Consider the following 14,909-nt stretch of genomic DNA (forward strand, 5'->3'; position numbering starts at 1 on the left):
ACCATGCAGTTCGCCCCCGTGATCAGTTGACAGATGTGGGGTTTTAGCGCTTTCATCGCATATTCTTCTACCTATCATCTGGATGATTTCCTCTATCAGTACTATCTTATATATGATCACCATTGGTACGGACATGCAGGCAGTCCAATTCGCGGAACACGGCGACAGGGACGTCATTGAGTACGGCGAGTATCCAGACCCTGAGGTCGATCGGGACGAGGTCCTGGTCGACATCAAGGCGGCCGCGCTCAACCACTTGGACATCTGGACGCGACGGGGGATGCCCGGAATCGACCTTGAGATGCCACACATCCCGGGCAGCGACGGTGCCGGTGTCGTCGAGGAGATCGGCGAGGACGTGACCCGCTTCGACGAAGGAGATCACGTTGCGCTCTCGGCCGGTGTTGGCGATCTGCGAATGGACGATCCGACGCTCGACCCGCGCTTCCACATCATCGGCGAGCACGTCACTGGCGTTCACTCCGAGTACGCTTCAATTCCCGAGGACAACCTGATTCCCGTCCCCGACCACGTCGACTGGACGGTCGCCGGGTCGAGCAGTCTTGTCTTCCAGACCGCTTGGAGGATGCTGATCGAGCGCGCCGACCTCGAGGCCGGCGAGTCGGTACTCGTGCTAGGCGCCAGCGGCGGGGTCGGCCACGCTGCCCTCCAGATCGCCGACTACGCGGGTGCGGAGGTGTACGCGACCGGGAGTACCGAGGAGAAGCTTGAGTACGCCGAGGACCGCGGCGCGGACCACGTCTGTAACTATGAGGAGGAGGACTTCGCGGACTGGGTCCTCGAGGAGACCGATGGCCGCGGGGTCGACGTCGTCGTCGAACACGTCGGTGCCCCCACCTGGCGGAACTCGCTCAAGAGTCTGACTAAGGGCGGGCGGCTCGTTACCTGCGGTGGTACCGGCGGCGGCAACCCGGAGACGGACATCCCGCGCATCTTTTGGAACCAGCTCCAGATCATCGGTTCGACGATGGCCACACCCAACCAGGTCGACGACGTGATGGAACTCGTCTGGAACGGTACCTTCGAGCCCGTGATCCGCGAGGAGCTGCCGATGAGCGAGACCGCACGCGCTCACGAGATCATCGAGAACCGAGAAGGGTTCGGCAAGGTTGTCGTCAGACCTGACAGCGAGTTATAGTAACTGCTTCGGTGCTATCTCGATTGCAATTGGGTGTGCAACCGTTGACATGCTTCATAGTCGATTAACGTTCAGCCGACCACCCAACACGCCGCTATAGCACCAGCTATGTACGAAATACGACTGCTCAGATAATATCGTGATACTTGAGATAGCCATCTGTGAGGAGAGTCGAGAAGAACGATTCGACGACCGGGTCATACGGCGGTGAAAGGTCGAGCAATTCTCGCGCGACAGCCTCTTTTGTCCGGTCACGTGATTCCGTATCGCGGTAGCGCTCGAGGATCCACTCGTCGTACCGGTGGAGTTCCGTTTCGGCCGTTTCGAACGCCTCGTCCGAATCGTGCGGCCACTCGCCGAAGTGCGGGAATACGATCCGATCGGGGTCGAGCGTCTCGAGTTTCTCGATGGCTTTGGCGACTCCGTCGACGTCGAAATTAGGGAGGGTGGCCGGCGGGAGCAACTGGTCCGCCTCCTTGAGGTAGAGGCCGAGACACTCCGCGGCGAACAGGAGCTCCCGTTCGGGGTTCCACACAGCGAAGTGGTCCGGGGAGTGCCCCGGCGCATAGATCAGCTCGAGGCTGTTCGAACCGAGATCGATCGTCGTTCCGCCGTCTCCGATCCCGACGACGTTTTCTTCGGGAACTGATCCCTGCTCGCCGATCAGCTCGAAGTGGTCACCCATCGCTCGCTTGCTACTTTCGACGAGCCCGCTCGGATCCACCAGGTGTGGGGCGGTCGATTCGTGGATGTACACGTTAAGGTCGGGAACCGCATCGACAAGCGCGCTCGCGGCACCGGTGTGGTCAACGTGAATGTGTGATAGGACGAGATTCGATAGCTCCGATGGTGAGAGTCCGCACGCCTCGATTCCGTCCATGATTTTCTGCGCGGTGGTGGCAATGCCCGCATCGACGAGCGTCGGATCGTCATCGTCGTCGAAGAGATAGACGGACGCGACGCCGGAATCGAACATTTCGACATCAATCCCGTACACTCCATCGGCCACCTCGAACGCGGTCATGAGAACCCATGTGCCGTCGAGTACCAAATCTGTTGTGGGTCCCGAAGCTGCGAGCGGCGATACTGTTGTTTCGGACCTTTGACGACCCCCGGACACGTGGTCACCGGCGCATCCCCGCGAGTTTTCGACGAGATCGCGTCAGTAGTACCGTCTCGAGCGGCTATCGAGCTTCGACGGACCGTTCGGAAGCGAGTGAATCCTCGCGTCGTCAATCGACCATTGTAACAAACCATTTATGTTTCTATCCGCGTCGGTATCACTCTGTTCGCCGGCGATTCTGACGGTCTTACATGCCGATGCTTACGGTCGGAATGTGATCGTTCGTTCGTCGGTCGTTTCGTCCCGTTCGATCACGACGGTCACTTCTCGACCGATTTCGACGTTTTCCCGATCGATTCCCCGTACGATCCCCGTCAACCTGATTGGGCCGAACGTCGCGATCGCCGTGATGTACGGCGCCTCGTCTTTGAACTGGGGCGTCGGAACGGTAACGAGAGTGAAGGTGACTATCTCTCCTGTCGACGGCAGCGTCGCCGTGGCCAGTTCGCGATCACCGCAGTGTGGACAGGCGCGGCGGGGCGGCAGCGTTCCGTGGCCGCTCGAACACTCGTAGTAGTATCCCTCGCCGGCCTCGAGTGCATCGAGGAATGCATCGTAACCGTCTTCGCGAGCGTCCGTCATGCCATCACCTCCAGCACGTGAACGGACGCGCTAGCGACCGTTCCGCCGGCGTTGTGTGCGAGCCCGACGGTCACGTCATCATCCACGGCGTCGGAACGAGGATGCGTCCCGTTCAGTAGCGTTTGGACGGCCGCGATCTGAGCCGCCCCGGTCGCACCGACGGGATGACCTTTCGCCTTGAGACCGCCTGAGAGGTTCACCGGAAGCTCTCCGCCGCGTCGCGTCTCGCCACGTCGGGCCGCGCCAAGAGCTTCACCGTAACCGTACATGCCGAGTCCCTCGAGCGCGAGCACCTCCGCGATCGTGAAACAGTCGTGAACTTCAACGAGACCAATGTCCGTTGGATCGATTCCGGCATCGGTGTACGCCTCGTTGGCGGCCTCTCGCGTAGCCGGCGTCTTCGCCAACGACCGCCGATCTTGCAGCGCCATTGTATCGCCGCCGTGACCGGATCCGGTGATGGCCACGCCGGTATCGAGTCCGCGTTCGGCAGCGTACGACGGCGACAGCAACACGATCGCAGCCGCACCGTCGCTGATGGGACAGGCGTCGTACAGCCCCAGCGGGGTCGCGATCTCGGGCGCGTCGAGGACGTCGTCGACCGCGATCTCCTCTTGGAGGTGCGCGTGGTCGTTGACGAGCGCGTGGTCGTGGTTCTTGACAGCGACGTGTGCGAGATCTTCGCGGTCGCCGCCGAAGGTATCGAAGTACGCTCGCGCCATCAACGCGTAAGCCGCCGGAAAAGTGACACCGGATTGAACCTCGAAGAGATCGTCGGCCGCACGGGCCAGCCCGTCGGTCGCACCAGCGGTTCCCATGTTGCTCATCCGTTCCATACCTCCGGCTACGACGACGTCGGCCTCGCCAGACCGGACGGCTCGGACCGCGTCCCGAATCGCCAGTCCACTCGAAGCACACGCGCTCTCGACGCGCCTGGCCGGAGCGGTCGTCCCTACTGCTTCGGCGACGAGGGGCCCTTGATGGCCCTGGTTCTCCGAGACCGTGCCGATGAAGTTGCCGTAAAACACTTCATCGATCTCCTCGGATTCGAGGCCGGCGTCCTCTAGCGCGGCGAGTCCGGCCTCTGCGAACATGTCTCGACCCGATCGCCTAGGGTGCGTTCCGAACGCAGTCATACCTGTTCCGGCGATGAACGCTTTTGACATTGGATATCATTGACCCATTGAAGGGGCGTGGCTATATGTATATCGACCGCTATGCTGTAGCGGCCCTCGACGATGACGATTGATTCGAGACGTCGGAACGGAGATTATTGGGCCGAGGAACTATCGACGACGCCGATGACGCCGCTCGGGCAGCTACGGTACCGCACGGACCGTCGTCGTAGACGGCCGGGAGTTCGCGGTTCGCGTATCGTCGAAGACGCGACCGTCGCACCCGCTTCGGATTGTCTCTCCTCGGTTCGCTTCTCGTCGTGTCCCCGCTCAGGGGGACCGATGGTGGGTCACGTAAAACTCCGTGGACCTTATGTTTATGTGGTTTGAAAACCAGTCCCAAGACGAAGGTTAGCACGCGTCACACAGAGGGGAATATAAATGAAGGAATCCGATACCGCTGGAGAGACCGTGAGGAACAATCCGATTCGAACGCGAGAAAACTGGGAGAATGCCCGGGTGAGGGCCACGGAGGATCCCGGCGAATTTCACGGAGACATCGCCAAGCGAGAACTCCACTGGTACGTTCCAGAGGAGGACGGATGGATCTCATGGGAGGACGACGCGGGAACATGGAGAGGCTTCGATCGCGACGGCGAACGGATCGAGCCCGATCGTACGGAATCGTTCGAACCGTGGAATACCGCGTTCGACGATTCGAACGCACCGCTGTACGAGTGGTTCTCTGGCGGGCTCACCAACGCCTGCTTCAACGAGGTCGATCGGCACGTTCTGTCCGGTCACGGTGGGGAAGCGGCGTTTCACTTCGAGGGCGATCGGTGGGACCAGTCCGAAGGGGGCGGTCGAGGAGGGCCGGTGACCTCCGAAACGATCACGAGACGAGAGTTGCTGGTAAACGTCGTCACCGCCGCGCAGGTGCTTCGCGACCTCGGCCTTGAGAAGGGAGACCGAATCGCACTGAACATGCCGAACCTGCTGGAGCAGATTTACTATACGGAGGCGGCGAAGCGGTTGGGTATCGTCTACACGCCCGTGTTCGGGGGGTTCAGCGATAAGACACTCTCCGATCGGATCGCCAAGCTGGGTGCGGACGTTCTCATCACTGCCGATGGAGGGTATCGAAATGCTGAGGTCGTCTCCTACAAGGAACAGTACGCTGATCCGGCGCTGGACGACTACCTCCCCGTCGGTCGCGTCCACGAAATCGTCGACGAGACCCTCTCGGAACTGGACGTCCCGGCCGATCTCGGCGCGTCCATACGCGACCACATCTCCGAGGCCATCGCCGGGGAGATTACCGTCGAGCGCGCGGACGCAATGCGCGGCGTCGGGAACGCGCTTGCTGCGGAGTCCCAGCTCGACCCTGAGCGGACGTCCGAGATACGGACTGAAATCGCACGCGCGCTCGTCAATGCCGGGGACCGCCTTGAGCGCGTCGTCGTCGTCGAACACACCGGCCAGGATATCCAGATGCACGAGCGGGACGCGTGGTCAGCGGACCTCATGTCGCGAGCGCGCGAGAGCGTTCTTGAGGCCGCTCGTGAGGCTGGTTTCGACCTCGATTCAGTCGACGATCTCTATGATCTCTCAGACCGCGATCTCGTGCGAGCGTGTCACGCGGCGAACGCACCGGAGCCTGTCGACGCCGAGTACCCGTTGTTCGTTATTTTCACGAGTGGATCGACCGGGAAGCCGAAAGGAGTCGTCCACGTTCACGGCGGATACACGGCTGGAATCGCTCACACGATGAAAATCTCGTTCGATGTCGTCCCGGGAGAGGACACTGTTTTCGTCGTCGGGGATCCCGGCTGGATCACCGGTCAGTCGTATCTCATCAGCGCCTCGCTGTCGACCCGTACGACGAGCGTCGTCGCCGAGGGATCGCCGCTGTATCCCGACGCCGGCCGGTTCACGTCCATTATCGAACGCTACAACGTCACCGTGTTCAAAGCCGGCGTCACGTTCTTGAAAACGGTGATGGAAGACGAGGAAAACGTCAGCGATATGCGGGCGTGGTCGACGGACTCCCTTCGGGTAGCGACGTTCTGTGCCGAACCCGTAAATCCGACCGTCCAGGAGTTCGGCATGGAAGAGGTCTGCGAGCGGTACATCAACTCCTACTGGGCGACCGAACACGGTGGAATCGTCTGGACCCACTTTTTCGGAAACGAGGACTTCGAACTGCGACCGGACGCACACACCTACCCGCTACCGTGGGTGTTCGGCGACGTCTGGCGCAAAGAAGAGACCGAGAGCGGCCTGGAGTTCGAGGCGGCCGGGTACGGCGAGCGCGGCGAGATCATGATCACCGAGCCGTATCCCTATCTGATGCGGTACGTCTGGGGCGATCTCGAAAACTGGGATCCCGAAACGTGGACGGACCAGTGGTCCGGGAACGACGAGCGCTTCGTCGATACCTACTGGGTCCAGAAAGACGGGGAGTGGGCCTATCTCCAGGGCGACGTCGCGCAGAAGTACGAGGACGGCTCGTTTTCCCTCCACGGTCGGTCCGACGAAGTGATCAACGTCAGCGGTCACCGGATGGGGACCGAGGAACTCGAGGCCGCGATTCTCAAGGACAAGCAGCTCAATCCGGACTCCCCGGTCGCGAACGCCGTGGTCGTCGGGGCGTCGCACCACGAAAAGGGGCTGACACCGGTCGCATTCGTCCAGACCAAGCCCGACGAAGAACTGACGACGGACGTCGAGCGTCGTCTCGCGCGTCACATCCGTGACGAGAAGGGCGCGATAGCAGTCCCCGAGGACTTCATCGAGGTCGACGCGTTCCCCGAGACTCGATCGGGGAAGTACATGCGACGGATGCTCGCGGCGATGCTCGAAGGGGACGATATTGGCGACACGACGACGCTGAAGAATCCGGATGTCCTCGAGGAGATCCGTCCGAAAGCGGAGCGCTGGCAGCGCCGCCAGCGGCTCCAGCGTGAACAGGACGTGCTCGAGCAGTACCGGTTTTTCACCGTCCAGTACAACGCGGTTCGCGGAACGGACGCAAAGCTAGCGACCGTCGTTGTGGACAACCCGCCGGTCAACGCCCTGACGGAGCGAGCGCTAGACGAACTCAACACCATCGCCGGTCATCTCGACCGTCGCGAGGACGTCGGCGCGGTGATGGTTACCGGCGAGGGAAGTGCCTTTGTCGCTGGTGCCGACATCGAACAGTTCCTAGAGGAGGTACACGAGACGGCGAGCGCCCGGACGCTCTCGAAGAAGGCCCACGAGGCGTTCCGCAAGCTCGAGACGCTCTCGAAGCCCGTTGTCGCCGCGGTCAACGGAGTCGCGCTCGGCGGCGGGAACGAGCTTCAACTCGCGACCCACTACACGGTAGCCGACGAACACGCGGAGTTCGGACAACCGGAACTTAGGCTCAATCTCATTCCCGGATACGGCGGTACGCAGCGTCTTTCGAGGGTGCTAACCGACGAACGGGGACGCGAAGGGCTGCGAGACGCCCTCACACTGATCACGAACGGTCGGTCAGTCGACGCGCACGAAGCGCTCGAGACGGGATTCGTCGACGAGGTAACGACTGGCGAAACCGCTCGCGTCCGTGCCGCGAAACTCGCGCGCGAATACGTCCGAACGGGCGACGGACCGCTGGCCGACGCACACGAGGAGCGTCTGTCCGCCGTCGAGTCGTGGCGCGAACCAGGCACGTTCGACGACTCGGTCCTCGAGGAACCGTCCGTTGCGCGCAATCGACGTCAGTGTGAAAACACGAGCGCCGGCCGCGCGAAAGCGTTCGACCGCGCGGTAGCGTCGGTCCGAGCCGGACTCAAGCGAGGCATCGACGCGGGATACGAGACGGAGGCCGATAGCTTCGCTGAGGCGGTCGTCGACCCCGAGGGAGGGAAGACGGGCATCGAGAAATTCCTCGACGGACGGCCCGAACCGCTCCCGACTCGACCGCGGGAGACGCCCGACCCTCGGGAAGCCGATCAGCTTTGCGACGCGGGCGAGCTGTTACCGGTCGGAGCGCCGTTCTACCCTGGCGTCGACGAAATACCCGAGTACCAGTTCGGCTGGGCCACCGAGACGAATCACGAAACCGGCGAACCCGCTCACGGCGATCCCAAAGACGCGGAGGTCGAGGGGATCTATCCCGTCGAGGAGCCGGGGCCGAACGAGGTCCTGTTGTACGTGCTAGCGAGCGAAGTGAACTTCAACGACATCTGGGCGATCACTGGGATCCCGGTCAGCCAGTTCGAGAACCACGATCAGGACTACCACATCACCGGCAGCGGCGGCGTCGCGCTCGTCGTGGAGATGGGCGAAGCGGTCCGCGACGAAGGGCGGGTCGGCATCGGCGACTTGGTGACGATCTACTCCGGGCAGAGCGACCTCCTCTCGCCGCGGATGGGACTCGATCCCATGTATGCCGGGTTCAGTATTCAGGGGTACGAGGGACCGAACGGGAGCCACCAGCAGTTCATGCTCGCACAGGGTCCGCAGGTCCATCCGATCCCGGTCGACGCGACGCTCGAAGAGGCGGGTTCGTACGTGCTCGCGCTGGGAACCGTCTACCGGGCGCTGTTCACGACGCTCGAGATCGAGCCCGGGACGACGATGTTCGTCGAAGGGGCGGCGACGGGCACCGGCTGGGAATCGGCCCGATCGGCGACGCAAAATGGCGTGGCCGTCACCGGACTCTGCTCGACGGACGAGCGCGCTGAACGGATCGAGTCGTTGGGAAGCGATGTCGGCGCGATAAACCGCAAGGCCGACCGGTTCGCCGACATCTGGGGACCGATCCCCGCTGATCCGACGAAATGGGACGAGTGGAAGGAAGCGGGCGGGGAGTTCGTTCGGGCGTTCCGTGAGCAACACGGCGGGCGCGGCGCCGACTACGTCGTCAGTCACGCCGGCGAACAGTCGTTCGCCCGATCTTTCCAGTTACTCGACGAGGGCGGGAAACTGACGTTCTGGGGCGCATCGACCGGCTACCACCTGACCTTCCTCGGAAAGGACGGTCAGAGCACACCCTCCGAGATGTTCGATCGCGTCGACCTTCGAGCCGACGACGGCGTCCTCGTCTACTACGGCACCGACACCGGTCCCGATGACATCGTCGACGAGACCGGCCTCTTAGCGATCGAGGCGGCCCGAGACGCGGACGCGCGGATCGTCGTCGTCGCGTACACGGAAGAGCAGCGGGAATTCGTCGAAAGCCTCGGATACGGGGACGCGGTGGTCGGATCGCTGAGCATCGAAGGACTGGAGCGGCGGGACGACGACTTCGAGTGGCCGGAGACGATGCCCGACCTGCCGCACCCACAACGGGAGCCGGAGGCGTTCAAACGGACCGTCCAGGAGTACACGGATACCGCATTCAAACCCCTCGGTAAGGAGATCGGCCAACACCTCAGTGACCGAAACAACCCGCGGGGAAACCCCGACGTGGTGTTCGAACGAGCGGGTCATGACGCCCTCGGCGTCTCGACGATGCTCGTCCGGCCACACACCGGTCGTGTCGTCTACAGCGAAGACGTGGGCGACGCACGCTACTCGTTCTACGCGCCGCAGGTCTGGATGCGACAGCGGACGATCCACATGCCCACCGCCGAAATCCTCGGTTCCCACCTGAGCAACGCGTACGAGGTCGAACAGATGAACGCGGCTATCGATAGCGGCTCGCTTGAGTTGACCGAGCCAGAACTCGTCGACTGGGACGACCTTCCGACGGCTCACCAGCAAATGTGGGATAACGAGCACACCGCCGAAGCCTACGTCGCCAATCACGCGCTCCCCCTTGAAGGGCTCCAAACGAAAGAGGAGCTCTATCAGGCATGGGGACAGCACGGGACTTCTGTCGGTACCACCGACTCCCGTCAGTCCGAATCCGAGGACGGACAGTGACCTGGGGAGCGCAGTGATCAGCGCCTAAAACCGCAGGTCGAGGCGACGATCCAGATCTATGGGCGGTCCGCTTCTGGTCGGCCCGGACTGACCGATATCGGTTCCATTCGGAGGGACGACCGGGCGACTACAATAGAATGCGGGATACCGGAGGAAGCGTTACCAGATCGACTTTATCGATAATATCGATATTAGTAGATAAAGTATTGAAGTGAATCGGTAGATGTGACGGTGATTTACGACCGTCATCGATATAATCGAACTAGTTACGGAGAAACGGTAGAATTACTGGATCCTGCGATACCGACCGTCGTCCGCTCGGTCGGCCGCTTCGACCGGTATCGGCCGTTGTCGGGTCAGCGATTTTCGTACTCCTGAACGAAGGCTCACCCGTATGCCGGTATTGTCCCCGTACGTTCTCCCCAGACCAGCCGGGCTCATTTCGGTCGGCTGTTCCCTGACGGATCGCCTCACTGCTGTCCGCGGCGCCTCTCCCCGTGTTCCGGGATCGTCGACTCGTCTTAGGGGGAGTGGAACCGGGCCAACAAATCGGTATTCGATCTTGTATTACACCCATATGGGTGTAAAGCAATATTACCACATCGTTTGAATCGCGAGCGGACGATCAGGGTAGGGTTTCGCTCGAACCGGCACCGACCGGATGCGCATCCGGCTGAGACGAGCGAGGAAGCGGCTCATCCGAGAAGATCGATAAGGACGGATTGAAACGGTCGTGAATCATCCGTATGGGAGGAATTGATCGACATTATCGATGATACCTGTATAACGCCGCTTCTATCCGTCTAGCCTCGGTCTCCGAAAAAGCGGAAACGACGATACCGGATAGAATTAAGTGGATGAGTCCCGATCGTATGACTACGAGTATGAATGATCACATCCCAATCAAAACCACGAAAACGACCTTCGATCTGCTCGAGACGCTCGTCAAGGAGGGTGAGGCATCGTTGCCGGAGTTGGCTTCCCACCTTGAGAAACCGACAAGTACAGTACACGATCACCTCATCAGTCTCCAGAAGCTCGGATACGTGGTGAAAGAGGAGAAGACCTACCGGGTCAGTACGAGGCTGCTGGACATGGGCGAGTCGGCTCGGCGGCGAATGGACGTCTTTCCGCCCGCGAAGCGAGAGGTCGACGAGCTCGCGACACAGACCGGAGAGCACGCGTCCCTCGCGATAGAGGAGAACGGACGGACGGTGTTGCTGTACATCTCGAAGGGGGCGGATGCGCTCGACCTCGGCGTGTCGGAGGGGTTCCGCATGCCGATGCCGACGAACGCGCCCGGAAAAGCAATACTCGCCCACCTTCCGGAGGATCGAATCGATTCGATACTCAACGAGCACGGACTACCGTCGATAACTGAGAAGACGGTGACGGATCGAACCGCGCTTCGGGAACAGTTAGCGGAGATCCGCGAGCGAGGGTACGCGGCGGATCGAGGTGAACGGGTCGAGGGCGTTCGGGCCGTTGCCGTCCCGATCCTCCCCGAAGGCCGCGTTCAAGGAGCGCTCACCATAAGCGGTCCGGCGAACCGAATGGAGGGCAAACGGTTCGAAGCCGAACTCCCCAATCTGCTGTTACAGTCCGCGAACGTCGTCGAAGTGCAGTACACACTCGGCGAATAACGCGATCGGCCGTACGGACGCAGCAATTCGCCGGCGTTAAGCGGTCTTACGACCGGCCCGTGAGCACACCTCTCGTATATAGACTTATTACGCGATCCAGCGAATGGGTTGATACACCATGTCAAAGACAGGTGCGACGATCGCCGCCGAGACGCTCGCGAGATTCACGGCTAGGGTCTACGGTCTCTGCGGCGGTCACATCCAACCGATATGGGACGAGATAGGAGACACGGATTCTTCTATAATCGACACGCGCGACGAACGCGCGGCCGTCCACGCTGCCCACGCGGACGCGGCGGTGACCGGGGAACTCGGCGTCGCGCTCGTCACTGCCGGTCCCGGTTTCACGAACGCGATGACGGGGATCGCGAACGCATACACGTCCGGTACTCCGCTGCTGATCGTCACCGGCTATCCGCCCGTCCCGCAGTTCGAGCGAGGGGCGCTTCAGGAAATTCCCCATCGTGATCTTGCGGAGGACATCACCGTTACGGATCGAACGGTCTACGAGACCGGTCGGATTCAGGAATACCTCGTCGAGGCAGCGGGTGCCGCGCTCGATAATCGCGGCCCCGCGCTCGTCGAGATCCCGACCGACGTCCTCCGAAACGAGACCGAATGGACGCGTGGCCGTCCGGATCCGACGGCGTCCCACGATATCGTCGCCCCTCGAGAGACGCTCGATGCTGCGGCGGACGCGGTGCGGGATGCCGATCGGCCGGTCGCGATACTCGGACGGGGCGCCCGCGATGCGGCGGCGGAGATCCGTTCGTTCGTCGAAGAGACGCGGCTGCCGGTTCTCACGACGGCAGGGAGCAAGGGGGTCGTCCCGGAGACGAACGACTACTGTGTCCCGGGTGCGCGCGGCGACGCGATGGGGCGAGCGGACCTCTTCCTGATCCTCGGCAAGCGACTCGACTTCACGCTCGGCTACGGGAGTCCGGCCGTCTTCGACGAGACGGTCTTCGTACAGGTCGATACCGACCCGGACGCGCTGCGACGTAATCGAACGCCGGACGTTTCCGTTCGGAGCTCCGTTTCGTCCGCCGTCGCCGCGCTCCGGGACCGACTCGAGGGGCCCATCGGAACGGGCGAGTGGGTCGACGACCTCCGGGAGGGTCACACGAGTCGAGCGACGCGCATGGCCGAGCAGAAGACCGGCGACGAAACGCCGATTCATCCCTACCGGGTCTGCGGTGCGATCGAACGGGCGATCGACGACGACGCGATTGTGATCTGTGACGGCGGCGATGCTCTCTCGTTCGGCCGGATAGCGATACCGACGGCGAATCCGCGCGGCTACCTCGATCCTGGACCGCTCGGCTGTCTCGGCGTCGGACTTCCGTTTGCCATCGGCGCGTCCCTCGCCCAACCGGAGGCGGACGTCGTCTGCTTCACTGGTGACGGCTCGCTCGGGTTCAATCTGGCGGACATCGAAACTGCGGTGCGCGAGCAAGCGGACGTTACGGTCGTCGTCGCGAACAACGCCGCGTGGAACATCGAGCGGTACGACCAACTGGAGAACTACGGCAGGGAGATCGGGAGCGAACTCACCGAAATCGCGTTCGACGAGATTGCGACCGCTATGGGTGCCGAGGGGATCTCCGTATCGGACTCGGCGGCGCTCGACGACGCCGTCGAGCGCGCCGTCGTGACGGACGGTCCCGTCGTCGTCGACGTCCCGGTCGACCCCGATGCCGTGAGCCCGGACGCAGCGAACGGGCTGGCCCGCGTTCCGGATTACCAGCCCCTCGACGCGTGGGACGATCTGGAACGGGAGTTCCGACACGGATCAACTGACGGAAGTATCGAAGAATGAAATTGATTGAACGAATCGACAGAAACTCGGAACCGACCATGCAAACTTATAACACCTGGCAACAGATACCATGGTTAGGATGAATTGGCCAACTGCTGCCGGTTCGGACTCCCGTCCGGATCCAGATTCGGAGTACTGGGACGAGCGACAGGAGACTCGGCCCCCGGGCGAGCGCCGGGACGAGATCATCGAAAAAATAGGCGAACAGGTCCGGTACGCGTACGACAACAGCGAATTCTACCGCGAGTTCTACTCGGACGTCGACGTCGACCCGCGAAACATCACGTCGTTCGAGGAGTTCGAACAGTTACCGATTCTGAGCTCCGACGACATCAAACAGGAGCAGAAGGAGCACCCGCCGTTCGGTCGCTTTCTTTGCATCGACGAGGAGGACATCGCTCGTATCTACGGGACGTCGGGAACGACCGGTCGGCCCAAGGTGTTCGGAATCGGTCAGGACGATTGGGACCGGATCGGCGAGTGGCACGCACAGATCCTCTGGAGCGTCGGCCTTCGCCCGGACGATCGGGTCATCATTACGAGTCCATTCATCCAGTATCTCGGCTCCTGGGGAGCGCTCGCCGGCGTCGATCATTTGGGATGCACGACGTTCCCGTTCGGCGCCGGGATGGAGGGTCAGACCGAGCAGGCCGTCGAGTGGATCGCCGACCTGCAACCGGACGCCCTCTACGGGACGCCCTCGTACGCGCTCTACCTAGGTGAGACGGCAGAGGAGAGGGGGCACGATCCGGCCGAAGACTTCGACTTCAAGGTGATGTTCTTCTCGGGCGAACCGGGTGCCAGCGTCCCGTCGACTCGCCGACAGATCGAGACGATGTTCGACTGTGAGGTCGTCGATCAGGGGAGCATGGCCGAGATGACGCCGTGGATGTCGAACTCCGGCTGTCGGCACTTGGAAAACGGCATGCACGTCTGGAACGATATCGTCTACACGGAACTCCTCGACCCTGATACGGAGGAGTCGCTGGAGTACGGGGCGGAAGGCGTCCCGACGTACACGCACCTCGAGCGAACTTCTCAGCCGATGATTCGCTACTGGAGCGGCGACATCACGACGTGGGAGCGCCACGACGAGACCGACTGCGAATGTGGTCGCACGTACCCCACGCTCCCGAAAGGTATATACGGACGCGCGGACGATATGTTAGTTATCCGTGGGAAAAACATCTTCCCGTCGCAGATTGAAGACCAGCTACACGCCCTCGACGACTACGGTGACGAGTTCCGGATTGTCGTCGAACGGGAGGGAGCGCTCGACTCCCTCCAGCTCGTTGTCGAGGTCGCGGACGACGCTGAGACGGGTCCGGACGAGTTCCACGATCTCGTCAGGCAGGAGATCAAGTCGGAAGTCGGCGTGACACCGGACGTCACTGTCGTCAAACAGGGTGAGTTGGACCGAACGCAGTTCAAGGCGGATCGTGTGAAAGACAAACGCGAACTCGCCATCGATGTCTAACGAATGGAGAACAAAGAATGAGTTCAGAAACAGACGAGAAAGCTGATCCGCGGATTCCAGACGAACCGGAAGGGATGTACAATCCCGACGAAATGA

The 14,909-nt window shown here is 61.8% G+C and carries 8 protein-coding genes; 5 read left to right on the forward strand and 3 right to left on the reverse strand.

The window, feature by feature from the left end:
• Positions 1-133 precede the first annotated feature (133 nt).
• Positions 134-1,159 (forward strand): zinc-binding dehydrogenase, encoded by a 1,026-nt coding sequence (locus J0X25_RS28165; protein ID WP_207287180.1) that lies wholly within the window; start codon positions 134-136, stop codon positions 1,157-1,159.
• 127 nt (positions 1,160-1,286) lie between these two features.
• Here the strand turns inward: J0X25_RS28165 and J0X25_RS28170 are convergent, their stop codons facing one another.
• From J0X25_RS28170 to J0X25_RS28180, 3 genes are all read right to left on the reverse strand, one after another.
• Positions 1,287-2,279: an MBL fold metallo-hydrolase gene (locus tag J0X25_RS28170; protein ID WP_226776960.1), complete on the reverse strand. Its 993-nt coding sequence runs from the start codon at positions 2,277-2,279 to the stop codon at positions 1,287-1,289.
• A 204-nt stretch (positions 2,280-2,483) separates the two neighbouring features.
• Positions 2,484-2,864 carry a Zn-ribbon domain-containing OB-fold protein gene (locus J0X25_RS28175; RefSeq protein WP_207287181.1) on the reverse strand — a complete coding sequence of 127 codons (381 nt, stop codon included), beginning with the start codon at positions 2,862-2,864 and terminating at the stop codon, positions 2,484-2,486.
• Positions 2,861-4,030: a thiolase C-terminal domain-containing protein gene (locus tag J0X25_RS28180; RefSeq protein ID WP_207287182.1), complete on the reverse strand. Its 1,170-nt coding sequence runs from the start codon at positions 4,028-4,030 to the stop codon at positions 2,861-2,863. Before J0X25_RS28180 ends, J0X25_RS28175 begins: the two co-directional genes overlap by 4 nt.
• A gap of 468 nt (positions 4,031-4,498) precedes the next feature.
• Here J0X25_RS28180 and J0X25_RS28185 point away from each other — a divergent pair, with 468 nt between their 5' ends.
• From J0X25_RS28185 to J0X25_RS28200, 4 genes are all read left to right on the forward strand, one after another.
• Entirely contained in the window at positions 4,499-9,874 is a 5,376-nt protein-coding gene (locus J0X25_RS28185; RefSeq protein ID WP_284145137.1) for an AMP-binding protein, read from the forward strand.
• A gap of 884 nt (positions 9,875-10,758) precedes the next feature.
• Positions 10,759-11,517 carry an IclR family transcriptional regulator gene (locus tag J0X25_RS28190; protein ID WP_207287184.1) on the forward strand — a complete coding sequence of 253 codons (759 nt, stop codon included), beginning with the start codon at positions 10,759-10,761 and terminating at the stop codon, positions 11,515-11,517.
• Positions 11,518-11,635: 118 nt separating this feature from the next.
• Entirely contained in the window at positions 11,636-13,336 is a 1,701-nt protein-coding gene (locus tag J0X25_RS28195) for a thiamine pyrophosphate-binding protein (protein ID WP_207287185.1), read from the forward strand.
• Positions 13,337-13,415: 79 nt separating this feature from the next.
• Complete coding sequence (locus J0X25_RS28200) at positions 13,416-14,813, forward strand: phenylacetate--CoA ligase family protein (protein ID WP_207287186.1); 1,398 nt, start codon at positions 13,416-13,418, stop codon at positions 14,811-14,813.
• Positions 14,814-14,909 lie beyond the last annotated feature (96 nt).

The sequence above is a fragment of the Haloterrigena alkaliphila genome (assembly GCF_017352155.2).
Lineage (GTDB): Archaea > Halobacteriota > Halobacteria > Halobacteriales > Natrialbaceae > Haloterrigena > Haloterrigena alkaliphila.